We start from the raw sequence: 24034 nt of genomic DNA on the forward strand, positions 1-24034 counted from the left end.
CCATCACTGGGGCGGCCTTTTTCATGCGATCTCAGCCGCGCAGGCCGGTTTCCTCGAGCAGCCCCAGCCGTTTGGCTTCGTAGTAATAGCCCCGCGCATACCACCCCATCGCGCCGTCGATATCACCACCGGAGACGATATAAGCGCCGCGCAGGTATTTCCCGGCGTATTTTAGGTTCACATCCGGATCGAGAAGGTCCTGTGGCGCGCCACTGTGACCCATGGTGCGGGCGGTTTGCGGCAGGATCTGCAACAGCCCCCAATAGGGGCCATTGCGCGCTTCGGGGCGATGTGTGCTCTCGCGAATGGCTTGGCGATGAACGAGCTCGCGCGGGATCCGGTAAGTGTCTGCCCATTTGTTGATGAGCGCGCGTAGCTTCGGTGTTTCGTTCGGGTAGAGCGGGGGGTTGAAAGCCCTCGCGCGGGAGGTCGCGACAGTTTTGTCACCACAGGCCGCAAGGGCAAAGGGCGCGATTATAAAGAGGCGGCGCGACATCAATGGCATGGTGATCTCCGGCAGAGATGTGAAAGGGACTTTCTGGCACCCATCCGGTTTACCGCACAGAGAACCTTTGCCAAGTGATGCCGGATCTGGACGGCGAAAGCTTGCCGAAGCCGGGTGCCGCGAAAAAGCCCCGCACAAGGCGGGGCTTTCAAAGTCTCGTCGTGATCTCAGATCACTTGTCGTCAGCGGCCTCTTCGGCAGGGGCTTCGATTGCCTCTGCGAGATCACCATCGTCAGCTGCTGCAGACCCGATATCGTCGAAGAGTTCGGCGATTTCGAATTCAGCCTGTGCTTCTTCCTCGGCGGCGAGTTCCTGAATGGACTTACCGGAGGCCTGAAGTTCGGCTTCTTCTGGGGAGCGTGCGATGTTGAGAGTCACGGTTGCTTCGACTTCTGGGTGCAGAAGAACGGTCACATCACGCAGGCCGAGGTCCTTGATCGGGTTCCCGATCACAACCTGTTTGCGCGAGACGATGAAGCCGTTCTCTTTCGCCACGTCCTCGATATCACGAGGTGTAACGGAACCATAAAGCGAACCCGAGTCGGATGCGGAGCGAATCACGACGAAGGTCTGGCCGTCGAGTTTCTCAGCCAGAGCATCGGCTTCTTTTTTGGTTTCGAGGTTGTCAGCTTCGAGCTGCGCCTTGCGGGCTTCGAATGCCTTGATGTTGGCGTCCGACGCGCGCAGTGCTTTTTCCTGCGGCAGCAGGAAGTTGCGGGCGTAGCCGTCTTTGACGTTTACGACATCGCCCATCTGACCGAGCTTGGCCACACGTTGGAGAAGGATAACTTGCATGAGTTCTCTCCTTACTTCACGGCGTAGGGCAGCAGGGCGAGGAAACGGGCACGTTTGATGGCGCGGGCCAACTCACGTTGCTTCTTCGCGGAGACTGCGGTGATACGGGACGGCACGATCTTGCCACGCTCAGAGATGTAGCGCTGAAGAAGGCGGGTGTCTTTGTAGTCAATCGCGGGCGCGTTGTCGCCGGAGAACGGGCAGACTTTGCGACGGCGGAAAAATGGTTTGGTAGCCATAGGTTAGGTCCTTTCCAAGAAGATCAGGGGCGACGTGGGCGGCGCTCTTCGCGCTCGTCACGTTTCTGCATCTGGGCGGATGGGCCCTCGGCGTGCTCGTCGACCTTGATGGTCAGGACGCGCATAACGTCGTCATGCAGGCGCATCAGGCGTTCCATTTCCTGCACGGCTACCGACGGAGCGTCGGAGCGCACGTAGGCATAGTGGCCCTTGCGGTTCTTGTTGATCTTGTATGCCATCGTTTTGACACCCCAGTACTCGGAATCAACGACTTTGCCGCCGTTGTCCGAAAGGACGGTACCAAAATGTTCGATGAGGCCTTCGGCCTGCGTGTTGGAAAGATCCTGACGCGCGATGAACACATGCTCATATAGGGGCATGGTCACTCCATTCATTTTATAAGCGCATTTCATAGGGCGGGCGATGAGCTTTTCCGCGACCCGTCCACGAGAGGCTGCGCTGTTCAAAAGACATGCGGAAAAGATGGGCCCTTATACGCGTCGTGGCGTGAGTTTCAAGGGCCTTTGCCCGCCTCGAAGGACGCATCCGTCCAGAGTTCCCTTGCCGTGTCGGGGATGCATCGTTAGACCCCATAGCCAACGTAAAGGAAAGCAAAGGACGGAGGGCTCATGTCACGCGCATTCGTATTCCCGGGACAGGGTGCACAAACCATCGGAATGGGCCGCGATCTGGCCGACCAATACCCGCAGGCCCGCGCGGTTTTCGAAGAGGTCGATGAGGCCTTGGGCGAAAAACTCTCGGCGCTGATCTGGGAAGGGGACAGTGACTCCCTGACCCTCACGCAAAACGCCCAACCTGCGTTGATGGCCACCTCGATTGCCGCCCTGCGCGCGCTTGAGGCGGAAGGGTTCTCTGTGGCGGACGCGGCCTTTGTGGCGGGTCATTCGCTCGGTGAATATTCCGCACTTGCTGCGGCTGGTGCAATTTCCGTGGCTGATACGGCGCGCCTTTTGCGCATTCGTGGTCGCGCGATGCAGGAGGCCGTGCCTGTAGGGGTCGGGGCGATGGCCGCCATCCTCGGGCTCGATTTCGACGCGGTAACTGAAGTTGCCAAAGAGGCCGCACAGGGCGACATTTGTCAGGCGGCAAATGACAACGACCCCGCTCAGGTGGTGGTGTCCGGTCACAAGGCGGCCGTTGAACGCGCCGTAGAGATTGCCAAGGAAAAAGGGGCGAAACGTGCGCTTCTTCTGCCTGTGAGCGCCCCGTTCCACTGCGCCCTGATGGAGCCTGCGGCAAAGGTCATGGCAGAGGCGCTCGATGATGTAGACATCCTTGAGCCGAGTGTGCCTTTGGTGGCCAACGTGCGCGCCAGCGCGATCACCGATCCCACGACCATCCGTTCATTGTTGGTCGAGCAGGTGACGGGGTCCGTGCGGTGGCGCGAAAGCGTGGCCTATATGGCGTCCGAAGGCGTCAGCGAAATCTGGGAAATCGGCGCGGGCAAAGCGCTCTGCGGTATGGTGCGCCGGATTGAACGGTCTATCGAGTGCACCGCCATCGGGTCACCCGACGATATCGCGAAACTCAAAGCATAAGCGGATCGGGCGGCCTATGGCGTCGCCTCGCCTGCGCGGAAAAGACCTTAGAGAAGGGATTGAGATGTTTGATCTTACAGGAAAAAATGCACTCATCACCGGCGCGTCCGGCGGTATAGGCGGTGCGATTGCAACAGCGCTCCATTCTGCGGGTGCGACGGTGGCGCTTTCAGGAACGCGCATTGAGCCATTGCAGGAGCTCGCCGCTGAGCTCGGCGAGCGGACCCATGTTCTAACCTGCAACCTTTCCGACAAGGAAGCGGTCGAGGCGCTGCCCAAACAGGCCGCAGAGGTCATGGGCTCTGTCGATGTTCTGGTGAACAACGCAGGCATCACGCGCGACCAGCTCTTCATGCGGATGTCCGATGATGACTGGGATTCGGTGATCAACGTGAACCTGACCTCCACGATGCGCCTGTGCAAAGGTGTGCTGCGCGGCATGATGAAGGCGCGGTGGGGGCGGATCGTGAATATCTCGTCCATCGTCGGCGCGACCGGTAACCCCGGTCAGGGCAACTATGCGGCCTCCAAGGCAGGCATGGTCGGCATGTCAAAATCGCTCGCCTACGAAGTGGCGACTCGCGGCATCACGGTCAACTGCGTGGCCCCCGGTTTCATCGAAACCCCGATGACGTCGAAACTGACAGATGACCAGAAAGACAAAATCAATCAGCAAATCCCGTGCCAGCGCATGGGCACACCTGAAGAGATTGCTGCAGCCGTGCTTTATCTGGCCTCGCAGGAAGCCGGATATACAACGGGCACGGTTCTGCACGTAAATGGCGGAATGGCCATGCTTTAAGCGGTTTTTGGCGGCGGGACAAAAGATTTGCCCTCTGCTATGTTTATGCTATAGGCAGCCGCAGATGTGATCCACAGGAACGCGAATGCGGCCGTGGTCATGTCGGGGGTAAGGGGTTGAAATTGTCCCGAGCTTCACGACATGGTGAGAGTGGCCCGCGGGCCGGAAATTGGGGCCAGCGCCCCTGAACTGTGAGGAATGAAAATGAGCGACATCGCAGATCGCGTGAAAAAAATCGTAGTCGAGCATCTTGACGTAGAAGAAGACAAGGTGACCGAGTCCGCGTCCTTCATCGACGATCTTGGCGCAGACAGCCTCGACACAGTCGAGCTGGTCATGGCTTTTGAAGAAGAATTCGGGATCGAAATTCCTGATGACGCTGCAGAAACCATCCAAACCTTCGGCGATGCAGTGAAATTCATCACGGAAGCTTCCTGATCGCGAGGGGAGGCCTATAGGTCTCCCGCATTCAGGATCGATACGGCATTTAAGGGCGCGACCGGAAACGGCGCGCCCTTTTTGCGGTGCCCGTGAGTTTTGCCCCGACGCGCTATGCGGCGTCTTTTTGAGCGGCTGAGAGAACCGTGTTCAGGTTCAAAATATCGCTCAGTTGCGACATCGAAATGTGGCGGTCGAATTGAACGCCCATGAAATGTGAATTTTGCCAGGCAACGCGGCACGGCATTTCCAATGCCCCCACGCGGAGCAAGAGCCGAGAATTCGGAGCCAATGGATGCGTCCAGTCGAGTTTTGCACCGAGCTGAGAGATATCGAGTATTTCGCACGAATGCGTGGTGTCTCCCGCGGCGACACTGGCAGGCAGGACGCAGGTGTGACGCTCGGAGCGGCGGTGCGACGTCGACAGCCGCATCCATGTCCATAAAGTCATGGATGCCAGAAACGTAAAAACGCCGCATGCCAAGGCGATTTGGCGGGGCTGAATGTTAAAGGCGCCGACCGGCGATGCGCCCGGGATTTCATTTGCATCGCGTAGATTCGAAAAATCGTCGGGGTCAAAAGTCACCCGTTCGGGAGGGGGCGTGGTGGGCGCCTCGATGACTTTACGCAGGCCGTCCATGAGTCGTTTTGTCGGCGTCGCGGTTGGGTCCGCGCGAACGAGATGGCTGGACCTGACGATATCGCATTGAGCCGAGATCAGGAAAAACTGCAAATTTTCGGATTGGCGAAGGAAACGCGGGTCGCTCGCAAAGTCTTTGGCCGCGTGGGTCCAATTCTCTGCCTGCAGGTTGAGAAACCTCCGACGCGTTTCGACATAGTTGGAAAGCGCACCCCCGTTGTCGACAAAACCGGAGGCGAGGATTTCACGTTGCACGCTTTCGTTTGTGAAACTGCTAAGGCTATGGCGCAACACCTGCGCGGCGCGTGCCTCGTCCGGCGTTCCCAGAGCCCTCGTCAAAGCATTCGCCGCCTGATCGAGCGACACGAGCCAATCTTCCATATCGCACGACAGCGCAGCCCGCGCCGGCGTGGCGGAAAAGACAATGGGCAGACATAAAGCCCCGATAAGAAGAGCAACTCGCAACATGGTAACCGTACTTTTCTGCGACACTAGTCACGTCGGCCTGAAGAACTGGTTACCAAGATGCCGCCGATCAAGCTGGATCGGGTTGCCGCGGACTTCCATCGTGTGGCAAGGGCGTGTAGATAAGTCGAAGAAACGAAAAGGGGGGCAGCCATGCGCCGAGTAGTCGTCACAGGTCTAGGAATGGTGTCACCGCTGGCATGCGGTGTGGATGAAACGTGGAGCCGGCTTTTGGCAGGCGAATCTGCTGCGGGGACGATCCAACGCTTTGACGCGAGCCATCTGGCGACCGATTATGCCTGTGAGGTAAAAATCGGCGATGGCACGAACGGAACCTTCAATCCCGATGATTGGATGGAGCCCAAAGAGCGTCGCAAAGTCGATGACTTCATTCTGTTCGGGATGGCCGCTGCAACGCAGGCGCTTCGTGACGCGGACTGGATGCCGGAAGGTGAAGAAGATTTGCTGCGCACGGGCGTGATGATCGGCTCTGGCATCGGCGGTCTGTCGTCGATCGCAGATGCTGCCATCGTTCTCAAAGAAAAAGGTCCGCGCCGGATTTCGCCGTTCTTTATTCCCGGTTCGTTGATCAACCTGATTTCCGGTCAGGTGTCGATCCGCTATGGGTTTAAGGGGCCGAACCACGCTGTGGTCACCGCCTGTTCCACGGGTGCGCATGCGATTGGTGATGCGTCCCGTTTGATCATGCTGGGCGATGCGGATGTGATGGTTGCAGGGGGCGCGGAAAGCGCGATCTGTGAACTGGGCATCGCGGGCTTCAACGCCTGTAAGGCACTGTCGACAAAACACAAAGACGATCCCCAACACGCGAGCCGCCCCTACGACGCAGATCGGGACGGGTTTGTGATGGGCGAGGGCGCGGGCGTTGTGATCCTCGAAGAATACGAGCACGCCAAAGCGCGTGGCGCGAAGATTTATGCCGAGGTTGTGGGCTATGGCCTGTCCGGTGACGCCTATCACATCACTGCGCCTGCAGAAGATGGCAACGGCGGCTACCGGTCCATGAAAGCGGCAATCGAGCGCGCAGGCTTGACGCCCGACGACATCGATTACATCAACGCGCATGGTACCTCGACGATGGCCGACACCATCGAGTTGGGTGCGGTCGAGCGTCTTATGGGCGATGCGGCGGCCACGGCAACGATGTCGTCCACCAAGTCGTCGATCGGGCATCTTTTGGGGGCTGCAGGGGCCGTGGAGGCCATTTTCTCAATCCTCGCGATTCGCGATCAGGTCGCGCCGCCGACCATCAATCTCGAAAATCCGGCCGTTGAGTCCAAGCTCGATCTGGCCCCGAACAAGAAGCGCGAGCGTAAGATTGATGTCGCCCTGTCCAACAGCTTTGGCTTTGGCGGCACCAATGCGTCCTTGGTCTTCAAAAAGGTCGATGGCTGATGTGGCGATCAATCGCTTCGAATGCCCTTACCCTATTGATCGTGGCGCTCGTCCTTGCGGCGGGTGCTGTGGCATGGGGTAAGGCACAGTATACCGCCGAAGGTCCGCTCGAATCCGCGATATGCCTTCGGGTGCCATCGGGCACAAATATGCGCTCTGTGTCCCAGGACCTTGCCGAGCAGGGTGCGATTTCTGCGGCACAGGTTTTCCGGATCGGGGCGGATTACACCGAGAAGACGAGCCAGTTGAAAGCGGGTGCGTTTTTGATTCCCGAAGGGTCGTCGATGGAAGAGATCGTTGACATCGTGACACGGGGCGGTGCGAGCACCTGCGGGACCGAAGTGGTGTTCCGGATCGGTGTGAATGCCACCGAGGTGCAGGTGCGCGAACTGGATCCGGTCACGCAGGCTTATGTTGAAGTCGCCGAGTTCGCGCCCGATGCAGAAGATCTTGTGGTGCCGGAGAAATACACCGAAGTGCGCGCGACCAGTGATGCCCGCTATCGGGTTTTGGTTGCCGAAGGCACGACGGTTTGGCGGGTGGTCGAGAGCCTCAAATTGGCGGACTTTATCGACGGATCGGTTGAGGCCGATGAAATGCCCCAAGAGGGCATGTTGGCGCCCGACAGCTACGAAGTGAGGGCGGGCTCTGACGTCGATGACCTGATTGCACGCATGACTGCCGCGCAGGAAGCGCGGATTGCCAAGGTCTGGGCCGAGCGCACAGATGGTTTGCCGATCGAGAGTCCTGAAGAGATGCTGACACTTGCGTCGATCATCGAAAAGGAAACCGGCATCGCCGCAGAGCGCCGGCAGGTGGCCAGCGTGTTTGTGAACCGCCTGAACCAGGGGATGCGTTTGCAGACGGACCCGACGGTGATCTACGGCGTCACCAATGGTGTCGGCGTTTTGGGCCGCGGATTGCGCCAGAGCGAGTTGCAGTCAGACAGCCCCTATAACACCTATGTCATTGGAGGTCTCCCACCCGGGCCGATCGCCAACCCCGGCCTTGCGTCAATGGAAGCGGCCGTGGATCCTGACGAGACGCCCTACATCTTCTTTGTGGCTGACGGAACGGGGGGGCACGCCTTTGCCGAGACCCTGTCCGAGCACAACGCCAATGTCGTCAAATGGCGTGAAATCGAAGCGCAGAGAAACGGCAACTGACGGCGCCATCAAATCAGTAACGTGATCCAAGATCGGGACCGGAGGCCTCAGCTAAGGCCTTCGGTATCGATGTGAACGACAGCGCCGCAGTGTTTGCAATGCACCGCGTCTGCGTCGTGGAGCCTGAGCCCGCATGTCTGGCACTCATGGCGTACCTTTGAGGGGCGAAACAGAACCTGCGCGAGCCGCAGGAAGAGTGTCACGCCAAAGAACATCACCCCGATCGAGAGCAGCCGCCCTGTGGTGCCTTCGAGCGTGATGTCCCCGAAACCCGTCGTCGTGAGAGTGGTGATCGTGAAGTAAAGAGCGTCGGCATAGTTGCGGATTTGGTCGTTGTGGACGTGTTCGAGAGCGTAGATGAGGCCTGTCGTCACGAAGATGAAGACCAGCAGGTTTATGGCTGCGACGACGATTTCCTCGTGGCGGCGGAAGGTTTTGAAATCCTGGCGCAGGCGGTTCATCAACTGGTAGGTGTGCAGCAGGCGCAGGGTTCGCAAAACGCGAAGGAACCCCAGCCCCTCGCCCGCGAGAGGGGCGAGGAAGGAAATCATGGCTGCGATATCCGCCCAGGTTGAGAAGTGAGTGAAATAGCGAGCCCGTTTCTTGGTCACATAAACCCGTGCCGAAAAGTCGAGCAGGATCAGGGCACCGAAGATCAGGTCAATGGCTTCTATGGTCGGCGTATGCGCGAAAAAGGATGTCACGATGACGAACACGATTGTGACGAGATCGAAGGCGAGCAGAGCGTAGCGAAAGCGATGGGCGCGCGTGGTGTCGGCCTCGTAGACTTCTCTCAAAAGGTCAGAAAAACGGGATGCCATCGGGGCCTCGTTAACGGTTTCCCCGCGCTTCTGGGTAAAAAATCACGGTTAATCAAGGGGCTGTTGGTGGCGTCTTCGAAAGGTTAACGGCGTGGGGTGGGTGGCGCACGATCTTATAAGTATCTGAAAGTATTAAATAACTTGACTTTCGAACGGTCCTCGGGCACGTTTAGGGCATGCTAGGAAACGTGGGTCGGCGGTCTTGAGTGCACCTGAGGGGGTGTGATCTGAGGGCCGCTTTTTTATTGGCCGCGTCACAGGGGTGTGACGCGGGCAGGGGTCACGTGTCGTCGAGCGGAGGTTTTCAGGAACCAAACGTGAGGCAATTGCTATGGAACAGATTTCATCTGTGGGGGATGGAAATATGTTGGACGACCTGCTGCAGGTCGCCAGCGAACGGGTTCGCGGCGCCATTATGGATGTCGATGAAGCCATAAGGGCAATGAGGGACCAAAAGGACGATGGCGCGGGCGTTGCGAAACGTTTGAGTGAATTGAACAAGGCGATCGACAATGCCTTTACCGAAAGGAAGAAGCTCGATGAGCAAAGCAGAAAGCAAGGGGGCCTTGCCGCCGGAGACATCGATTTCGATGCCGCGCGATCTGAGATCCTTGATTGCCTGGATCGCGTCCGAACCTCGCGAGGCGCAGGTTCAGTTCCTGAGTGAGTTGGGGAATGGGGGGGCGCTTATGGCGCTCCCCTATATGTTTGACGCATGGGCGCTCGATCACCAGATGCCGCCGGGGGGCGATTGGCGCACCTGGGTCATTGTGGGGGGACGCGGCGCGGGCAAAACGCGCGCGGGCTCCGAGTGGGTTCGTGGCATGGTCGAAGGGTCGAGGCCGTTGGACAAAGGTCAGGCTTCGCGGGTTGCCTTGGTCGGCGAGACCTATGATCAGGCGCGTGAGGTGATGGTCTTTGGCGACAGCGGCATTCTGGCCTGTTCGCCGCCGGACCGTCGTCCTGTCTGGGTTAGTGGCAGGCGCGCTCTGGTTTGGCCAAACGGGGCGGAGGCGATGGTTTTTTCGGGCAATGATCCCGAAGCGTTACGCGGGCCGCAGTTCGATGCGGCTTGGGTCGATGAGCTTGCGAAGTGGAAAAAGCCACGCGAGGCGTGGGACATGTTGCAGTTCGGGCTGCGTCTGGGCGATGACCCGCGTCAGGTCGTGACGACAACGCCTCGCAATGTTCAGGTGCTCAAAGACATTATTGCATCGCCTTCCTCGGTGATGACGCAGGCAAAGACCGAGGCGAACGCAGCTAACCTGGCCAAGTCGTTCCTTGATGAGGTAAAGGCGCGCTATGCGGGCACGCGTTTGGGGCGTCAGGAATTGGATGGTGTGCTTCTCGAGGAGGAGGAGGGCGCATTGTGGTCTCTGGCGCGTCTCGAGGCGAACCGTGTCGAAGCCTTGCCCGAGTTTGACCGGATTGTTGTGGCGGTCGATCCGCCCGCAACGGGTTCTAAGACGGCCGATGAGTGCGGGATCATTGTGGTTGGAGCTGTGACGCAGGGGCAACCATTGGGATGGCGCGCCTATGTGTTGGAGGACGCGAGCGTCGGAGGGGCCAAGCCCCAAGTCTGGGCCAAGGCGGCGCTGGATGCGATGGCGCGTTGGGATGCGGACAAGTTGGTGGCCGAAGTGAACCAGGGCGGCGACATGGTCGAGGAAGTCGTGCGCCAGTTTGATCAGTTTGTTCCTTATAAAGCGGTCCGCGCGACAAGGGGCAAAGTCGCGCGCGCTGAGCCGGTAGCGGCCCTTTATGATCAAGGCCGCGTTGTTCACACGCGTGGACTTGCAGAACTCGAAGACCAAATGGTGAAGATGACGCCGCAAGGGTATCAGGCAAGTGGGTCCCCTGACCGGGTTGATGCGTTGGTCTGGGCCATACATGAAGTCCTTATTGCGCCGGCGGCAGGCCATCAGAGGCCGCGCATTCGAACATTGGGCTAGGAAAACATGGGCGCTTCGAGCGCCCATTTTTTCGTGTTGCGCGGCGCGCGGAGCAGCGCGCGGACGCCTCACAACTTCTTTCACCCTCTCCTTTAGAACGGTTTTTGTCGATGGGGCAGCGCCTCAGACGGCCAGGTTTTGAGGGGACACGGCGCCGGACATGGCGCGGAAAGGGAGGGACCTTTCCAGTGTCCTTTCGCGCTCTGGCCCTGTGAGGCAGCAGGGTCGGGGCGACATAGAGGCGGTGGGTCGCAGACGCGACCAAACAGTAGACAAGGAGAGACCGGATATGGTGTTGGACTTTCTAAAACGGAACGCAGGTACGGTGCCGGAGGCAAAAGCCTCGGCGACGGGGCCGGTCGTTGCGGCCATGTCTGGCGCGGGTCGCGTGGCATGGAGCCCGCGCGATACAGGGACGCTGACGCGCGTTGGTTTCACCAATAATCCGGTCGGGTTCCGGTCGGTCAAATTGATCGCGGAAGCTGCGTCGGCTTTGCCGATGATACTGCAGAACGCAACGGAGCGGTTTGACGTCCATCCCTTGCTACAGGTTCTGTCCCGTCCCAATCCCGTTCAGGGTCAGGCGGATCTGATGGAAGCGCTCTACGCGCAGATCCTTTTGTCCGGCAACGGGTATGTGGAAGCCGTGGGGGATGGCAACAGCGCGCCTGTTGAGTTGCATGTGCTGCGCTCCGAGCGGATGAGCCTCATTCCCGGCGCAGATGGATGGCCTGTGGCCTATGAATATGCGGTCGGTGGGCGCAAGCACCGGTTTCACGTCACGGACGGCATTTCTCCGATCTGCCATATCAAGTCGTTTCACCCCAGCGATGATCACTACGGTCTCTCGCCTATCCAGGCGGCTGCGACGGCAATTGATGTGCACAACAGCGCGTCGCGTTGGTCCAAGGGTCTCTTGGACAATGCCGCGCGGCCATCCGGTGCGATTGTGTATCGCGGCTCTGATGGTGTTGGGCAAATGAGTGCGGATCAATACGATCGTTTGCTGACCGAAATGGAAAGCCATCATCAAGGTGCGCGCAATGCGGGACGGCCGATGTTGCTCGAAGGCGGGCTCGACTGGAAACCGATGGGGTTCAGCCCTTCGGATATGGAGTTTCAGAAAACCAAGGAATCCGCCGCGCGCGAGATCGCATTGGCCTTTGGCGTGCCGCCGATGTTGCTCGGCATTCCGGGTGACGCGACTTACGCGAATTATCAGGAAGCCAACCGTGCCTTTTACCGGCTGACCGTTTTGCCATTGGTTTCAAAGGTCACGGGAGCGCTGGGGCACTGGTTATCGGAGATCACGGGGGAGGCGGTCACGCTCAAACCCGATCTCGATCAGGTGCCTGCATTGGCGGCCGAGCGCGATGCCCAATGGAGCCGCGTAGCGGGGGCCGAGTTCCTCACACAGGCGGAAAAGCGGGCCATGTTGGGCCTGCCGCAATTGGCCGAAGATGACGTGGTTTCCACAGAGGAGGGTGAAGGCGATGCATAAGGAATTTGCAGGTGCTTTGGAGCATAAATTCTGCCGGTTGGGCACGGACATCACCGTCACTGAAGGTGTGAAGATCGAAGGCTATGCATCCCTGTTCGGGATCAAGGATACCGGCGGCGATGTGGTTCAAAAGGGCGCTTATGCCCGCTCTTTATCGACCCTTTCACAAAAAGGGCGGCGTGTGAAAATGCTCTGGCAGCATGATCCTGCCCAGCCCATCGGCATCTGGGACGAGGTGCACGAAGACGCCAAAGGGCTCTTCGTCAAGGGGCGGCTTTTGACCGAGTTGCAGCAAGGACGTGAGGCCGTGGCCCTTATTGAGGCGGGTGCCATTGACGGACTGTCGATCGGGTATCGCACTTTGCGTGCCCAAAAAGATCAAAAGGGAGCGCGGCTCCTTTCCGAGTTGGAGCTTTGGGAGGTGTCATTGGTGACCTTTCCGATGCTTCCCGAAGCGCGGCTCGTGGCGGAGGCAAAGGGGGCCGATCCCTCTGAAGCCGAAGCGATGATGCGCGACATTGCGGCGGCGTTCACTGCCGGTCGCAAGATGCTGGCTGAAGGTGACTGAATGCCGGTGCACTCACCCGCGAACCAACCAAAGGATGATTGGATGAGCAAGACCGAGACTAAGGCTCGGGCCGGGGCCGCTATGCCGGAACCCGCGTCCGGACCGGCCCAGGAGGTGAAGACCGCGCTGGCCGGTTTCATGAGCGATCTCAAGACCTTTCAACACGAAATCAAATCGAAGCTTCAAGAACAGGAAGAGCGACTGACCATGCTTGATCGTAAATCACACACTTTTGGCCGTCCGGCCCTCGCCGCCGTGGTGGAGACAGATCTCTCCCACAAATCCGCGATGGAAACCTATGTACGCAATGGCGATGACGATGCGCTGCGTGGTCTCGATCTCGAAGGCAAAGCGATGTCCAGCGCCGTTCAGGGCGATGGTGGCTACCTCGTTGATCCCCAGACTGCGGATACCGTTAAATCGGTGCTGAAATCCACGGCATCGATCCGTTCGATTGCGAACGTCGTGAATGTCGAGGCCAGCTCTTTCGATGTTCTGGTTGACACGACGGAGGTCGGTTCCGGTTGGGCGTCTGAGTCCGGCACCGCGGCCGAAACCGGCACGCCGACCATTGACCGTATTTCGATCAAACTGTTCGAACTGTCTGCCATGCCACGTGCTTCGCAGCGTCTCCTCGACGATGCGGCCTTTGATATCGAAGGTTGGCTCGCCGGTCGGATTGCGGACAAATTTGCCTCGGCGGAAGCGTCCGCGTTCATTAATGGTGATGGCGTCGACAAACCCGTGGGCATCCTGAACCATACGCAGGTTCCAAACGACGCATGGACATGGGACACGCTTGGCTATGTCGCAACAGGTGCTGATGGTGGCTTTGACACCACCAGCCCAGCGGATGCGATCGTCGATCTGGTCTATGCACTGGGCGCCCAATACCGCGCCAACGGCACCTTCGTGATGAACTCGAAGACCGCCGGCCAAGTGCGCAAGATCAAGGATGCGGATGGTCGTTTCCTTTGGTCCGACGGTCTCGCCGCCGGCGAACCCGCGCGCCTTCTAGGTTATCCGGTGCTGATTGCCGAGGATATGCCCGATGTGGCATCCGATGCGGCCGCGATCGCTTTTGGTGACTTCGCTTCTGGTTACACGGTCGCCGAGCGTCCTGACCTTCGCATCCTGCGTGATCCATTCTCGGCCAAGCCACACGTCCTTTTCTACGCGACCAAACGTGTTGGCGGAGACGTGTCCGATTTCGCGGCAATCAAGCTGCTGAAGTTCTCGCTTTCCTAAAATGAAACGAAGCCCGTGCTTGCGCACATTGTGCAGGCACGGGCGGTGGATGCGCTTCCCGTGGAAGTGTTGTCTAGCTGCTCCCCCTCCGTCCGACCAGCACGAGGGGCGCGCATCCATCACCCATATGTCAGGGGGCCGGCAAGCGGAGAAAGACCGATGATGTTAGTTGAGCAGACGCAGGTGCCAGTAGCGGCGCTACCGGTCGCACAATTCAAGGACCATTTGCGGCTCGGAACCGGGTTTAGTGACGAAGGAATTCAAGACGGGGTTCTCGAAACCTATCTGCGTGCCGCGATGGCCGCAATCGAGGCACGCACGGGTAAGGCGCTGATTGAACGCGATTATTCGTACACTGTAAGTGCATGGCGTGATCTCGGTGCACAGGTTTTGCCAATTGCCCCCGTCTCGGCGATCTCGGCAGTGTCAATCATTGACCGTTTTGGCCAAACCACGGTGATCGCGTCCAGCAAATACATGCTGGAGGAGGATATGCAGGCACCACGGTTGGTCTCAACAGGGTTCGTTTTGCCGAGCATTCCCGTCGGTGGGAAGGCGCGCATCGATTTCACTGCAGGCTTCGGTGCGACATGGGCTGAGCTGCCCGCAGACATCGCACATGCCGTCATGCTTCTGGCCGCACATTACTACGAGCATCGTCACGAAACCTCTGTCGGCGAAGCAACCATGCCATTTGGCGTTTCCAGTCTGCTGGAACGCTACCGTGTGATGCGGTTGTTTGGAGGGCGCGTACAATGAGCGGTTTCAACCTTAACCGGAAGCTCGTTCTCGAAGAGGCGCAACGCGTATCCGACGGGGCAGGTGGCTACGTCGAGAACTGGGCTGTGGTGGGTACACTGTGGGCTGCGATTAGGTCAGGTGCCGGCAGCGAGAAATCCGAAGACTTTTTGACCGTGTCCCAGGTTCCGATGCGCATTGTCGTGCGCGGGGCGCCGGTGGGATCACCGCGTAGGCCGAAGCCAGACCAGCGCTTCGTCGAGGGGGGGCGCATGTTCCGTATACTGGCAGTCAGTGAGATGGACCCGCAAGGTCACTACCTCGCCTGCCAGTCGCGCGAAGAGGTGGCATCATGAGCTACGGAGTTGCAGCGGCACTTCAAACCGCCGTTTACCAATCACTGGTTGGCGATGAGATTTTGTCCGGACTGGTCGGCAGCGCGATTTACGATGCTGCACCTGCAGGCACTCTTCCCCAACTCTATGTCAGCCTTGGTCCGGAAGATGTCACAGATGCGTCAGACCAGTCGGGGTACGGCGCGCGCCATGAATTTGTTGTCAGCATCGTCGCTGACGCCGCCGGTTTTATGACCGCAAAACACGTCGCAACGGCGGTGTCGGACAACCTCGTGGACGCGGACCTGATACTCACGCGGGGACGCTTGGTCGGGCTGTCCTTTGTCTCAGCCAAGGCGCGACGGGTTCAAGATAGTGATGTGCGCAGGATCGATCTCCGGTTCCGCGCACGTGTCGAAGACAATTGATTTCAGCGAACGGAGCAAAACCATGGCAGCCCAAAATGGCAAAGATCTACTTATCAAGCTGGACATGACCGGTGACGGACAGTTCCAGACTGTTGCGGGCCTCAGAGCCACGCGCATTTCGTTCAACGCGGAAAGCGTGGATGTAACTTCGCTGGAGAGCTCAGGTGGGTGGCGTGAACTTCTCGGCGGCGCGGGCGTCAAAAGCGCGACAATCTCCGGGTCCGGTGTCTTCAAAGACGAAGCCACGGATGAACGCGCACGGCAGATTTTTTTCAACGGCGAAGTGCCCGACTTTCAAGTCATCATTCCGGATTTCGGGACAGTTGCGGGGGCATTCCAACTGACCTCGATCGAATACGCCGGCAGCTACAATGGCGAGGCGACCTACGAGCTTTCGATGGCGTCGGCCGGTGCCCTTGTCTTTACGCCTGTGTGAGGCCTGATCGATGGCCAATCCATTTCGAGGAGAAGTCGCGCTCAGCCTGAACGGTGAACGGCATGTCCTGAAACTGACGTTAGGCGCTTTGGCTGAGCTTGAGCATGCGCTGGACGCGGACACTTTGGTGAGTCTCGTCGAACGATACGAAGCGGGGAAATTCTCGTCTGCGGATGTGTTGCGCGTCGTCGTGGCGGGCCTGCGCGGTGGGGGGTGGAAGGGCGGCTATGACGACATCCTGACCGCCGAGATTTCGGGCGGTCCATTAGAAGCGGCACGCGTCGGTGCGGAACTCATCGCCCGCGCATTCACGGTCCCAAGTTGAGGACGACACGATGGCGATGATCTCGGACAAAGGCGGGTTCGATTGGCCCGCACTGATGCGCGCCGGCATGCGAGGCCTTGGATTGCGACCGGCGGAATTCTGGTCCCTCACACCAGCGGAGCTTTTGTTTCTCCTCGGTGCGGGCGCGGGATCGTCACCAATGGGCCGAGCGCGTCTCGAAGAGCTGTCACAGGCCTATCCGGACGGGAATTTGAATAAGGAACAGATACATGGCGGACATTAATAGCATCGACGGATCTCGCCTCGACAGTTTCGAGAACAAGGTCGCGCAAATGGAGACCGCCATTGGAGGAGCAGAGTCCATGGCGTCCGCATTCAATCAAGAGATGTCTCGCCTCCAGGCAACCGTCGCAGAAACCCAACGCGAAGTCTCAGGTCTCGAGCGCGGTATCTCCAAAGGGTTGAAGCGGGCCATTGATGGTCTCGTGTTTGACGGAGACACGCTGGCCGACGCCCTTCGTGGTCTCGGAAAGTCGATGCTAGACGCTGCTTATAACGCGGCACTTAAGCCTGTTACCGGCCATGTCGGATCGGCGCTGGGAACCTCCTTGGAGAGCCTGATACAGGGGGTTCTCCCGTTCGAAAAAGGGGGCGCTTTTGCGCAAGGTCGCGTTCAGCCATTTGCGAATGGCGGCGTGGTGTCCAACCCGACCTATTTCCCAATGCGTGGCGGCACAGGGCTGATGGGTGAGGCAGGACCAGAGGCCATCATGCCGCTTACGCGCGGCGCAAATGGAAAACTGGGTGTTCAGGCACAAGGATCCAGCCGATCCGTGAATGTCACAATGAATATTTCGACCCCAGATGTCGAAGGATTCCGCCGCTCACAAAGCCAGATCGCAGCGCAGCTTTCGCGCGCTCTCGGCCGTGGCAATCGAAACCAGTAAATTATCGAACGGAGCGATGCAGATGGGTTTTCATGACGTCAGATTCCCGGCGAACCTCAGCTTTGGCTCGGTCGGTGGACCCCAAAGACGGACCGAGGTTGTCACTCTTGCAAACGGGTTCGAAGAGCGCAACACGCCATGGGCGCATTCCCGTCGTCGCTATGACGCTGGCCTTGGGATGCGTTCCTTAGATGACATCGAAACGCTCATCGCCTTTTTCGAGGCCCGCCAGGGCCAACTGTACGGATTTCGGTGGAAAGATTGGTCGGATTTCAAAACTTCGCGCGCTTCTGGCACTATCGGGTTTGAAGACCAGCAGATCGGCGTCGGGAATGGTGAGACTACGGTCTTTGGTCTGTCGAAATCATACGTCTCCGGTGAAGCATCCTACGTCCGCCCAATTGCGAAACCAGTGGCAGGCACAGTCCAAATCGGCGTTCAAGGTCAACCCCTTCAGGAAAGCCTGGAATGGGAATTGGACTACACAACCGGCTTGGTAAGTTTCGAGACCGCGCCTGCTCAAGGGGTCGTCATCTCGGCTGGGTTTGAATTCGATGTGCCAGTGCGATTTGACACGGATCGTATCGCAACGTCCGTCGCGTCCTTCCAAGCAGGCGAAGTGCCGAATGTGCCGATTGTGGAGGTGCGCGTGTGATGCCGATGACAGCTGAACTAAAGGAACACCTCTCCACAGGAACTACCAAAATGTGCCGCTGCTGGGCCGTTACGCGCCGCGATGGTGGGGTCTTTGGGTTCACTGATCATGATCGGGACCTCAATTTTGAAGGCATTGTCTTTAAGGCGGACACGGGATTGAGTGCCGGCGCGCTGGAGCAGTCCACAGGGTTGTCAGTCGACAACACCGAAGCCTTGGGAGCCTTGTCATCGGCATCGGTGGACGAGGGGGATCTGATAGCCGGCCGTTTCGACGGAGCCGTGGTGCGCGCGTGGTTCGTGAACTGGGCGGACGTTGAACAGCGCGTTTTGGAGTTTCATGGAACATTCGGCGAAATCACCCGTAGTGGGGGTGCCTTTCGCGCGGAACTGCGCTCGCTCACCGAGGCCCTAAATCAGCCGCAAGGCCGCATTTACCAACCTGCCTGCACGGCGGTCCTCGGCGGTGTGGGCTGTGGTTTCGACCTCGACCTGCCTGGGTACTCATGTGAAATCGAAGTCGAAAAGGTCGAAGGCGGAAGGCTATTCATGTTTTCGGACCTCTCAGGTTTTGACGATCGGTGGTTTGAGCGTGGCAAGCTTGTCGTCTTAACGGGACACGCCGCGGGTATGACCGGAATGGTCAAAAATGACCGTTTGGACGCACAACAACGCACAGTCGAACTATGGGAGAGCCTTGGGGACACAGTAGTGCTCGGAGACTCCGTCCGAATTGAGGCAGGATGTGATCGAAGACACGAGACCTGCAGGCTCAAATTCGACAATTTCCTGAACTTTCGAGGGTTCCCACACATTCCTGGCGACGACTGGCTCGCCGCCTATCCGGCATCGGACGGGACGATGGATGGCGGGTCGCTCAAAGGCAACAATCCGGATGACACGCTATGAACCGCGCGGAAATTATAGAGGCCGCGCGCTCATGGATCGGCACGCCGTACCTTCATCAGGCATCCTGCCGTGGCGCGGGGACGGATTGTTTGGGCCTCGTTCGCGGGGTTTGGCGCGACCTATTTGGTGAAGAACCTGAGGACGTCCCAGCCTATACGCCCGATTGGAGTGAGCCGCGGCGTGAGGAATTACTCTGGTCTGCAGCCAGCCGATTGCTCCACGAAAAACCGGTCGTTGAACTGGACGTTGCAGACGTCATTCTCTTTCGCATGAGAGAAGGCTCGGTGGCCAAGCACCTGGGAATACTTTCCCAATCCGATCCCAACCCGCGCTTCATCCATGCCTATAGCGGCCATGGCGTAATCGAGAATGCGCTTAGCGCTCCATGGCGCCGACGCATCGTCGCGTGCTTTTCCTTCGACTTACTGAGAGGTTGAAATGGCTACGATAGTTCTCTCCGCCGTTGGCGCGGCAGCTGGCGCATCCGTTGGCGGAGGTATGCTCGGACTGTCCTCCGTAGTCCTCGGTCGTGCGATCGGGGCGACGGTTGGTCGTGTGATCGACCAACGGATTATGGGGTCTGGGAGCCGTGCGGTGGAAACCGGCAGGGTCGACAGATTCCGGTTGAATGGCGCCTCTGAAGGCGCTCCAATTCCCCAGATTTATGGCCGCATGCGCGTTGGCGGGCAGGTCATATGGGCAACCCAGTTTAAAGAGCATCAGAAGACATCGGGTGGCGGCAAAGGTGCGGCGACTTCGCCAAAAGTCACGGCCTTTAGTTACACGGTTTCTTTGGCAATTGCGCTGTGTGAAGGTGAAGTTTCACGCGTTGGTCGCATTTGGGCGGACGGACAAGAAATCACTGTCCGCGACCTAAATCTGCGTCTCTACCCCGGCACAGAAACCCAACTGCCGGATCCGAAAATCGAAGCGACTGAAGGGGCAGGGTACGCGCCGGCCTATCGCGGGGTTGCCTATGTGGTGTTGGAGGATCTGGATCTCGCACCATTTGGCAATCGTGTACCGCAGTTCAGCTTTGAAGTGGTCCGACCTGAACAAGGCGTTGCGAGCAAGAGTGATCTGGGGCGCATTGTAGAAGCTGTCGCGCTTATCCCGGGTACGGGCGAATATGCATTGGCAACCGAACCTGTATTTCTTGAAAGCGAACCCGGTGTATCCGTCGCGGCGAACGTGAATTCTGCAGCGGGCGTTCCCGACATTGTTGCATCTACAGAAGCGCTCCAAGGTGAACTCGGCGCCTGTAAGGCAACATCATTGGTGGTGTCCTGGTTCGGCACTGATCTGCGGTGCGGTCAATGCGAGATCGCGCCAAAAGTGGAACAATCCGCGATTGATGGCCAGAACATGCCGTGGAGTGTGTCCGGGTATTCGCGCACAACCGCTGGCTTGGTTCCACGCGACGCGGATGACCGGTCTGTCTACGGTGGCACGCCGACCGACCAGTCCGTTTTTCAGGCCATCGAGAGGCTTAAGGATTCAGGTCAGGAAGTGATGTTCTATCCTTTCATCCTGATGGAACAGCTGGCGGGCAATGACTTGATCGATCCTTGGACCGGTCAGTCAGGACAGCCGGCCCTGCCTTGGCGCGGACGAATAACCACGTCCCTCGGCCCTGACGTCGTCGGGTCGACCGATGGAACGGCAGCAGCAGACATGGAAGTTGCCGCATTCTTTGGCAAGGCGTCTGTGAATGACTTTGTCGTCGATGGTAAGACGGTCAACTTTATTGGCGCACATGAGAATTCGTTTCGCCGCATGATCCTGCACTATGCACATCTGTGCGCGGCTGCGGGTGGCGTTGACTCGTTCTGCATCGGTTCCGAAATGCGCAGCCTCACGCGCATTCGCGGCGCGTCGGGATTTCCGGCGGTCGACGAATTGCGTCGTCTCGCAAGGGACGTACGAACCATCCTTGGCCCATCGTGCAAGATCGGCTACGCGGCTGATTGGTCCGAATATTCGGGCTATCAGTCAAATGGGGACATGTTTTTTCCACTTGATCCGCTTTGGGCGGACCCTGATATCGATTTCGTTGGCATCGATAACTACATGCCTCTGTCCGATTGGCGCGAAGGAACCGACCATGCCGATGCGGCAGCGGGTTCCATTTATAACCTCGATTACCTCAAGGCGGGCGTCGAAGGTGGCGAGGGCTATGATTGGTATTACGCGCATAGCGAGCATCGTATTTCCCAAAAGCGCACGCCAATTACCGATGGCGCATATGGTGAACCTTGGGTCTGGCGCTACAAGGACATTCGCGGATGGTGGGAGAATGAACACCACGAGCGTGTGAATGGCGAAAGGCTTGCAACACCAACGGCATGGCAACCGCGGTCCAAGCCGATTTGGTTCACAGAGCTGGGGTGCGCAGCAATCGACAAAGGCACCAATCAGCCCAACAAATTTATCGATGAAAAGTCGTCAGAGAGCAGTTTGCCACACTTCTCCAGCGGGCGTCGTGATGACTTTATCCAAATGCAATACCTTAGGGCGATGACGGGCCACTGGTCCGATCCGCTCAATAACCCGCCATCAGATGTCTATGACGGACCGATGGTCGATATGTCACGCGCCTTTGTGTGGGCATGGGATGCGCGGCCGTTCCCGGCGTTTCCGCGTGTGACGAGCGTTTGGAGCGATGGAGGCAACTATGCCAAGGGACATTGGCTAAACGGGCGAAGCACGTCCCGATCACTGTCGGACGTGGTAGAGGAAATCTGTAACCGATCCGGCGTGACATCGGTCGATACCGACGAGCTATGGGGCGTGCTTCGCGGGTACCAGGTTAGCGACATCGATGGTGCACGAGCGGCTCTTCAACCTCTGATGATTGCGTTCGGTTTTGAAGCAATCGAGCGGGAAGGACGGTTGATCTTCCGGTCCAGAGACGCACAAACTGCAACGCCAGTGTCCGAGGAAAGCTTTGCAATAAACGACGAACAAGACGGTGTTCTCGTTAAGGTACGTGCGCCAAGTGCAGAGATCGCCGGCAAAGTAAGACTCACCTTTGTGGATGCAGATTCTGACTTTGCGGCACGGGCAGAAGAAGCTGTGTTTCCGGACGAGGAAATCCGCCTAGTGTCCCAGTCCGAAATCCCGATTGCATTGACGCGCAGCGAGGGCCGTCAAATCGTCGAAAGGTGGCTCGCGGAGTCGCGAGTTGCGCGTGACACTGTGACCTTTTCTCTCCCGCCGTCGAACGCGTCGATTGGTGCCGGCGATGTCATTGAGCTCGACGAAGGGAAAAGGTTAGCGAAATACCGGATCGACCACGCCACGATGGGCGCGATCCGCCAACTCGAAGCTGTTCGTGTCGAAGAAAACATCTACGAACCCTCTGATGCAGTTGAGGAAATCGTCCGCGCGCAACCCTTTGTTGCGCCCACTCCAGTAAGTGCGGTGTTTTTGGACCTGCCGTTGCTGAGTGGGGATGAGGTTCCACATGCGCCACATATTGCTGTCGCCGCGCGGCCTTGGCCCGGGTCGGCGGCGGTCTATGCATCTCCAACGGACGACGGCTATGCATTGAACAAACTTGTTACGGCACCTGCCACAATGGGTGTCACCCAGGCCACATTGCCGACGGCGCAAGCGGGTGTTTGGGATCGCGGTCCGGCATTGCGCGTCCGGCTCACCCAAGGGGAACTCGCCTCGGTGCAACCTGAGGACGTCCTCAATGGAGCCAACGTTGCCGCAATCGGTGACGGATCGAGTGGAAACTGGGAAGTCTTCCAGTTCGCAGATGCGGAGCTTGTCGGGCCACGTACCTATGACCTGCGGCTCAGATTGCGCGGGCAGGCCGGAACGGACGCCATTGGAACGGAATGGCCAATCGGATCACGGTTTGTCCTGATTGACGATACGCTGCGCCAACTGGACATCGCGACTTCCGCACGTGGGCTCGCGCGCCACTACAGGATCGGGCCGTCGGGACGCAGCTACGACGACGAGAGTTACACACACGCGGTCGAGGCTTTTGACGGCGTGGGCCTACGGCCCTATGCGCCGGTCCATCTCAGCGCGCGGCAATCCGGCGGAAACCTTGAAGTTTCCTGGGTGCGTCGAACGCGCATTGACGGCGATAGCTGGCAGTCGGTCGAAGTCCCGCTCGGCGAGGCACGTGAAGCCTATGTCATCCGCGTTTTCAAGAACGGCGTCATCCTTCGTGAAGACGTCGCTACATCCGCAAACTGGACCTATTCGGCGGCCCTACAAGCCACCGATGGTGCCGTAGCGCCCTTTAGCATCGACATTGCCCAATTGTCCGACACCTACGGTCCGGGCCCATTCAGAAGGATCGATATCAATGGTTAATACGCCGCATTTTGACTTGCCGCTCATCTCGCCATCACAGGCTCAAAAACATGTGACCGTGAACGATGCTCTGTCGCGCGTTGATGCGCTCATGCAGCTTCGATTGGTCTCAGCGACGACATCGACACCACCGACGACCCCGCAAGAGGGGGACGCCTACGGTGTGGCAAGTGGCGCGGTGAATGAATGGGCAGGGCAGGAGGGCTCCATTGCCATCTTCGCCAATGGTGGTTGGGCGTTTGTTCCTGCAACCCTTGGCATGCGCGCCTATATCGCCGATGAAAATGGCTGGGCGGGTTTCGACGGCTCTCAATGGACGATCGGGCTGCAAACGCTCACACCGAACGGCGCTGGCATGCAGGCCCGCGCGATTGAAATCGATCACGTGATTTCTGCCGGCACGACGTCAGCGGTTTCCTATGCGCTACCCGGACAATCGGTCGTCTATGGCGTGACGGGTCGGGTCATTTCTGCCATCTCCGGAACTTTGAGCGGATTTTCCATAGGCGTCGCGTCGTCCACAAATCGCTATGGGTCCGGCCTTTCGGGGGCGCAGGGGGCTTGGCTGCGGGGCCTGACCGGAACGCCCATTACCTATTATGCGCCCGAGGATCTGGTCCTCACGGCGGAAGGCGGTGACTTTGCCGGCGGCACAATTCGTCTCGTCATTCACGCGGCACAGTTTTCTCTGCCATCCGAGTAAGCGCACTCAAGCAGTCGGGGGCACTATACGCGACGATCAAGCGACGAAGTGGTTCTGCTTCGTCACTTGATTGCTTCCAATGTGCTTTTTCATCGCCAGGTTTCCCCAAATTCGATCAGGTTCACAGTCTTGCGCTTTGGTTCG

Annotated in this window: 28 protein-coding genes; 22 read left to right on the plus strand and 6 right to left on the minus strand. The window is 58.6% G+C overall.

Annotated features, from left to right (window positions below):
* Positions 1-31: 31 nt before the first annotated feature.
* The 4 genes from ABD815_RS11820 to rpsF form a co-directional block, all read right to left on the minus strand.
* Positions 32-505, minus strand: a complete 474-nt coding sequence (locus tag ABD815_RS11820; protein WP_344847371.1) for a transglycosylase SLT domain-containing protein — start codon at positions 503-505, stop codon at positions 32-34.
* 172 nt (positions 506-677) lie between these two features.
* Entirely contained in the window at positions 678-1301 is a 624-nt protein-coding gene (gene rplI, locus ABD815_RS11825) for a 50S ribosomal protein L9 (protein WP_344847373.1), read from the minus strand.
* 11 nt (positions 1302-1312) lie between these two features.
* A complete protein-coding gene (rpsR, locus tag ABD815_RS11830) occupies positions 1313-1540 on the minus strand; it encodes a 30S ribosomal protein S18 (protein WP_025061827.1) in 228 nt (75 codons plus the stop codon).
* A gap of 23 nt (positions 1541-1563) precedes the next feature.
* On the minus strand, positions 1564-1920 hold the full coding sequence (rpsF, locus tag ABD815_RS11835) for a 30S ribosomal protein S6 (protein ID WP_344847379.1): 357 nt from the start codon (positions 1918-1920) through the stop codon (positions 1564-1566).
* A 249-nt stretch (positions 1921-2169) separates the two neighbouring features.
* On the opposite strand from rpsF, the gene fabD reads away from it, so the two are divergent.
* From fabD to ABD815_RS11850, 3 genes are all read left to right on the plus strand, one after another.
* A complete protein-coding gene (gene fabD, locus ABD815_RS11840; protein WP_344847380.1) occupies positions 2170-3099 on the plus strand; it encodes an ACP S-malonyltransferase in 930 nt (309 codons plus the stop codon).
* A 64-nt stretch (positions 3100-3163) separates the two neighbouring features.
* On the plus strand, positions 3164-3901 hold the full coding sequence (fabG, locus tag ABD815_RS11845) for a 3-oxoacyl-ACP reductase FabG (protein WP_344847381.1): 738 nt from the start codon (positions 3164-3166) through the stop codon (positions 3899-3901).
* A gap of 204 nt (positions 3902-4105) precedes the next feature.
* The gene (locus ABD815_RS11850) at positions 4106-4339 is read left to right on the plus strand and encodes an acyl carrier protein (protein ID WP_344847382.1); all 234 of its coding nucleotides are present in this window, start codon (positions 4106-4108) and stop codon (positions 4337-4339) included.
* 112 nt (positions 4340-4451) lie between these two features.
* On the opposite strand, the gene ABD815_RS11855 is transcribed toward ABD815_RS11850, so the two are convergent.
* Positions 4452-5447: a PilZ domain-containing protein gene (locus tag ABD815_RS11855; protein ID WP_344847383.1), complete on the minus strand. Its 996-nt coding sequence runs from the start codon at positions 5445-5447 to the stop codon at positions 4452-4454.
* Positions 5448-5597: 150 nt separating this feature from the next.
* Between ABD815_RS11855 and fabF the strand changes: the two genes are divergently transcribed.
* Both fabF and mltG read left to right on the plus strand, forming a co-directional pair.
* The gene (gene fabF / locus ABD815_RS11860) at positions 5598-6860 is read left to right on the plus strand and encodes a beta-ketoacyl-ACP synthase II (RefSeq protein ID WP_344847384.1); all 1263 of its coding nucleotides are present in this window, start codon (positions 5598-5600) and stop codon (positions 6858-6860) included.
* Positions 6860-8026, plus strand: a complete 1167-nt coding sequence (gene mltG / locus ABD815_RS11865) for an endolytic transglycosylase MltG (protein WP_344847385.1) — start codon at positions 6860-6862, stop codon at positions 8024-8026. Before fabF ends, mltG begins: the two co-directional genes overlap by 1 nt.
* A gap of 47 nt (positions 8027-8073) precedes the next feature.
* Here mltG and ABD815_RS11870 read toward each other — a convergent pair whose 3' ends face one another.
* The gene (locus ABD815_RS11870) at positions 8074-8847 is read right to left on the minus strand and encodes an ion transporter (protein ID WP_344847386.1); all 774 of its coding nucleotides are present in this window, start codon (positions 8845-8847) and stop codon (positions 8074-8076) included.
* Between the two features lie 331 nt (positions 8848-9178).
* Between ABD815_RS11870 and ABD815_RS11875 the strand changes: the two genes are divergently transcribed.
* From ABD815_RS11875 to ABD815_RS11955, 17 genes are all read left to right on the plus strand, one after another.
* Positions 9179-9514, plus strand: coding sequence for a hypothetical protein (locus ABD815_RS11875; RefSeq protein ID WP_344847387.1), 336 nt, complete (start codon positions 9179-9181; stop codon positions 9512-9514).
* On the plus strand, positions 9438-10799 hold the full coding sequence (locus tag ABD815_RS11880; protein ID WP_486303640.1) for a DNA-packaging protein: 1362 nt from the start codon (positions 9438-9440) through the stop codon (positions 10797-10799). The genes ABD815_RS11875 and ABD815_RS11880 overlap by 77 nt, the downstream gene beginning before the upstream one ends.
* Positions 10800-11088: 289 nt before the next feature.
* Entirely contained in the window at positions 11089-12300 is a 1212-nt protein-coding gene (locus ABD815_RS11885) for a phage portal protein (protein ID WP_344847389.1), read from the plus strand.
* Positions 12293-12868 carry an HK97 family phage prohead protease gene (locus tag ABD815_RS11890; protein WP_344847390.1) on the plus strand — a complete coding sequence of 192 codons (576 nt, stop codon included), beginning with the start codon at positions 12293-12295 and terminating at the stop codon, positions 12866-12868. Before ABD815_RS11885 ends, ABD815_RS11890 begins: the two co-directional genes overlap by 8 nt.
* Before the next feature lie 42 nt (positions 12869-12910).
* Complete coding sequence (locus ABD815_RS11895) at positions 12911-14116, plus strand: phage major capsid protein (RefSeq protein WP_344847391.1); 1206 nt, start codon at positions 12911-12913, stop codon at positions 14114-14116.
* A 159-nt stretch (positions 14117-14275) separates the two neighbouring features.
* Positions 14276-14875 (plus strand): head-tail connector protein, encoded by a 600-nt coding sequence (locus ABD815_RS11900; RefSeq protein WP_344847392.1) that lies wholly within the window; start codon positions 14276-14278, stop codon positions 14873-14875.
* Positions 14872-15210, plus strand: a complete 339-nt coding sequence (locus ABD815_RS11905; RefSeq protein ID WP_344847393.1) for a head-tail adaptor protein — start codon at positions 14872-14874, stop codon at positions 15208-15210. The genes ABD815_RS11900 and ABD815_RS11905 overlap by 4 nt, the downstream gene beginning before the upstream one ends.
* On the plus strand, positions 15207-15617 hold the full coding sequence (locus ABD815_RS11910; RefSeq protein WP_344847394.1) for a DUF3168 domain-containing protein: 411 nt from the start codon (positions 15207-15209) through the stop codon (positions 15615-15617). Before ABD815_RS11905 ends, ABD815_RS11910 begins: the two co-directional genes overlap by 4 nt.
* A 22-nt stretch (positions 15618-15639) precedes the next feature.
* Positions 15640-16053: a phage major tail protein, TP901-1 family gene (locus ABD815_RS11915; RefSeq protein ID WP_344847395.1), complete on the plus strand. Its 414-nt coding sequence runs from the start codon at positions 15640-15642 to the stop codon at positions 16051-16053.
* Between the two features lie 10 nt (positions 16054-16063).
* Positions 16064-16378: a gene transfer agent family protein gene (locus tag ABD815_RS11920; protein ID WP_344847396.1), complete on the plus strand. Its 315-nt coding sequence runs from the start codon at positions 16064-16066 to the stop codon at positions 16376-16378.
* A 10-nt stretch (positions 16379-16388) separates the two neighbouring features.
* Positions 16389-16622, plus strand: coding sequence for a rcc01693 family protein (locus ABD815_RS11925; protein WP_344847397.1), 234 nt, complete (start codon positions 16389-16391; stop codon positions 16620-16622).
* Positions 16609-17286: a phage tail tape measure protein gene (locus ABD815_RS11930; protein ID WP_344847398.1), complete on the plus strand. Its 678-nt coding sequence runs from the start codon at positions 16609-16611 to the stop codon at positions 17284-17286. The genes ABD815_RS11925 and ABD815_RS11930 overlap by 14 nt, the downstream gene beginning before the upstream one ends.
* A gap of 22 nt (positions 17287-17308) precedes the next feature.
* The gene (locus tag ABD815_RS11935; protein ID WP_344847399.1) at positions 17309-17941 is read left to right on the plus strand and encodes a phage distal tail protein, Rcc01695 family; all 633 of its coding nucleotides are present in this window, start codon (positions 17309-17311) and stop codon (positions 17939-17941) included.
* Positions 17941-18849, plus strand: a complete 909-nt coding sequence (locus tag ABD815_RS11940; protein ID WP_425549858.1) for a DUF2163 domain-containing protein — start codon at positions 17941-17943, stop codon at positions 18847-18849. Before ABD815_RS11935 ends, ABD815_RS11940 begins: the two co-directional genes overlap by 1 nt.
* Positions 18846-19286, plus strand: coding sequence for a C40 family peptidase (locus ABD815_RS11945; protein WP_344847400.1), 441 nt, complete (start codon positions 18846-18848; stop codon positions 19284-19286). The genes ABD815_RS11940 and ABD815_RS11945 overlap by 4 nt, the downstream gene beginning before the upstream one ends.
* 1 nt (position 19287) lies before the next feature.
* On the plus strand, positions 19288-23187 hold the full coding sequence (locus tag ABD815_RS11950; protein WP_344847401.1) for a baseplate multidomain protein megatron: 3900 nt from the start codon (positions 19288-19290) through the stop codon (positions 23185-23187).
* Complete coding sequence (locus tag ABD815_RS11955; RefSeq protein ID WP_344847402.1) at positions 23180-23890, plus strand: DUF2793 domain-containing protein; 711 nt, start codon at positions 23180-23182, stop codon at positions 23888-23890. Before ABD815_RS11950 ends, ABD815_RS11955 begins: the two co-directional genes overlap by 8 nt.
* The last annotated feature ends 144 nt before the right edge of the window (positions 23891-24034 follow it).

Source organism: Celeribacter arenosi (assembly GCF_039539485.1).
GTDB classification, from domain to species: domain Bacteria; phylum Pseudomonadota; class Alphaproteobacteria; order Rhodobacterales; family Rhodobacteraceae; genus Celeribacter; species Celeribacter arenosi.

What these genes read in the sequence shown, in the direction of transcription:
- ABD815_RS11820 (WP_344847371.1), bottom strand. Translation starts at nt 505, where the DNA reads ATGCCATTGATGTCGCGCCGCCTCTTTATAATCGCGCCCTTTGCCCTT.
- rplI (WP_344847373.1), bottom strand. Translation starts at nt 1,301, where the DNA reads ATGCAAGTTATCCTTCTCCAACGTGTGGCCAAGCTCGGTCAGATGGGC.
- rpsR (WP_025061827.1), bottom strand. Translation starts at nt 1,540, where the DNA reads ATGGCTACCAAACCATTTTTCCGCCGTCGCAAAGTCTGCCCGTTCTCC.
- rpsF (WP_344847379.1), bottom strand. Translation starts at nt 1,920, where the DNA reads ATGCCCCTATATGAGCATGTGTTCATCGCGCGTCAGGATCTTTCCAAC.
- fabD (WP_344847380.1), top strand. Translation starts at nt 2,170, where the DNA reads ATGTCACGCGCATTCGTATTCCCGGGACAGGGTGCACAAACCATCGGA.
- fabG (WP_344847381.1), top strand. Translation starts at nt 3,164, where the DNA reads ATGTTTGATCTTACAGGAAAAAATGCACTCATCACCGGCGCGTCCGGC.
- ABD815_RS11850 (WP_344847382.1), top strand. Translation starts at nt 4,106, where the DNA reads ATGAGCGACATCGCAGATCGCGTGAAAAAAATCGTAGTCGAGCATCTT.
- ABD815_RS11855 (WP_344847383.1), bottom strand. Translation starts at nt 5,447, where the DNA reads ATGTTGCGAGTTGCTCTTCTTATCGGGGCTTTATGTCTGCCCATTGTC.
- fabF (WP_344847384.1), top strand. Translation starts at nt 5,598, where the DNA reads ATGCGCCGAGTAGTCGTCACAGGTCTAGGAATGGTGTCACCGCTGGCA.
- mltG (WP_344847385.1), top strand. Translation starts at nt 6,860, where the DNA reads ATGTGGCGATCAATCGCTTCGAATGCCCTTACCCTATTGATCGTGGCG.
- ABD815_RS11870 (WP_344847386.1), bottom strand. Translation starts at nt 8,847, where the DNA reads ATGGCATCCCGTTTTTCTGACCTTTTGAGAGAAGTCTACGAGGCCGAC.
- ABD815_RS11875 (WP_344847387.1), top strand. Translation starts at nt 9,179, where the DNA reads ATGGAACAGATTTCATCTGTGGGGGATGGAAATATGTTGGACGACCTG.
- ABD815_RS11880 (WP_486303640.1), top strand. Translation starts at nt 9,438, where the DNA reads ATGCCGCGCGATCTGAGATCCTTGATTGCCTGGATCGCGTCCGAACCT.
- ABD815_RS11885 (WP_344847389.1), top strand. Translation starts at nt 11,089, where the DNA reads ATGGTGTTGGACTTTCTAAAACGGAACGCAGGTACGGTGCCGGAGGCA.
- ABD815_RS11890 (WP_344847390.1), top strand. Translation starts at nt 12,293, where the DNA reads ATGCATAAGGAATTTGCAGGTGCTTTGGAGCATAAATTCTGCCGGTTG.
- ABD815_RS11895 (WP_344847391.1), top strand. Translation starts at nt 12,911, where the DNA reads ATGAGCAAGACCGAGACTAAGGCTCGGGCCGGGGCCGCTATGCCGGAA.
- ABD815_RS11900 (WP_344847392.1), top strand. Translation starts at nt 14,276, where the DNA reads ATGATGTTAGTTGAGCAGACGCAGGTGCCAGTAGCGGCGCTACCGGTC.
- ABD815_RS11905 (WP_344847393.1), top strand. Translation starts at nt 14,872, where the DNA reads ATGAGCGGTTTCAACCTTAACCGGAAGCTCGTTCTCGAAGAGGCGCAA.
- ABD815_RS11910 (WP_344847394.1), top strand. Translation starts at nt 15,207, where the DNA reads ATGAGCTACGGAGTTGCAGCGGCACTTCAAACCGCCGTTTACCAATCA.
- ABD815_RS11915 (WP_344847395.1), top strand. Translation starts at nt 15,640, where the DNA reads ATGGCAGCCCAAAATGGCAAAGATCTACTTATCAAGCTGGACATGACC.
- ABD815_RS11920 (WP_344847396.1), top strand. Translation starts at nt 16,064, where the DNA reads ATGGCCAATCCATTTCGAGGAGAAGTCGCGCTCAGCCTGAACGGTGAA.
- ABD815_RS11925 (WP_344847397.1), top strand. Translation starts at nt 16,389, where the DNA reads ATGGCGATGATCTCGGACAAAGGCGGGTTCGATTGGCCCGCACTGATG.
- ABD815_RS11930 (WP_344847398.1), top strand. Translation starts at nt 16,609, where the DNA reads ATGGCGGACATTAATAGCATCGACGGATCTCGCCTCGACAGTTTCGAG.
- ABD815_RS11935 (WP_344847399.1), top strand. Translation starts at nt 17,309, where the DNA reads ATGGGTTTTCATGACGTCAGATTCCCGGCGAACCTCAGCTTTGGCTCG.
- ABD815_RS11940 (WP_425549858.1), top strand. Translation starts at nt 17,941, where the DNA reads ATGCCGATGACAGCTGAACTAAAGGAACACCTCTCCACAGGAACTACC.
- ABD815_RS11945 (WP_344847400.1), top strand. Translation starts at nt 18,846, where the DNA reads ATGAACCGCGCGGAAATTATAGAGGCCGCGCGCTCATGGATCGGCACG.
- ABD815_RS11950 (WP_344847401.1), top strand. Translation starts at nt 19,288, where the DNA reads ATGGCTACGATAGTTCTCTCCGCCGTTGGCGCGGCAGCTGGCGCATCC.
- ABD815_RS11955 (WP_344847402.1), top strand. Translation starts at nt 23,180, where the DNA reads ATGGTTAATACGCCGCATTTTGACTTGCCGCTCATCTCGCCATCACAG.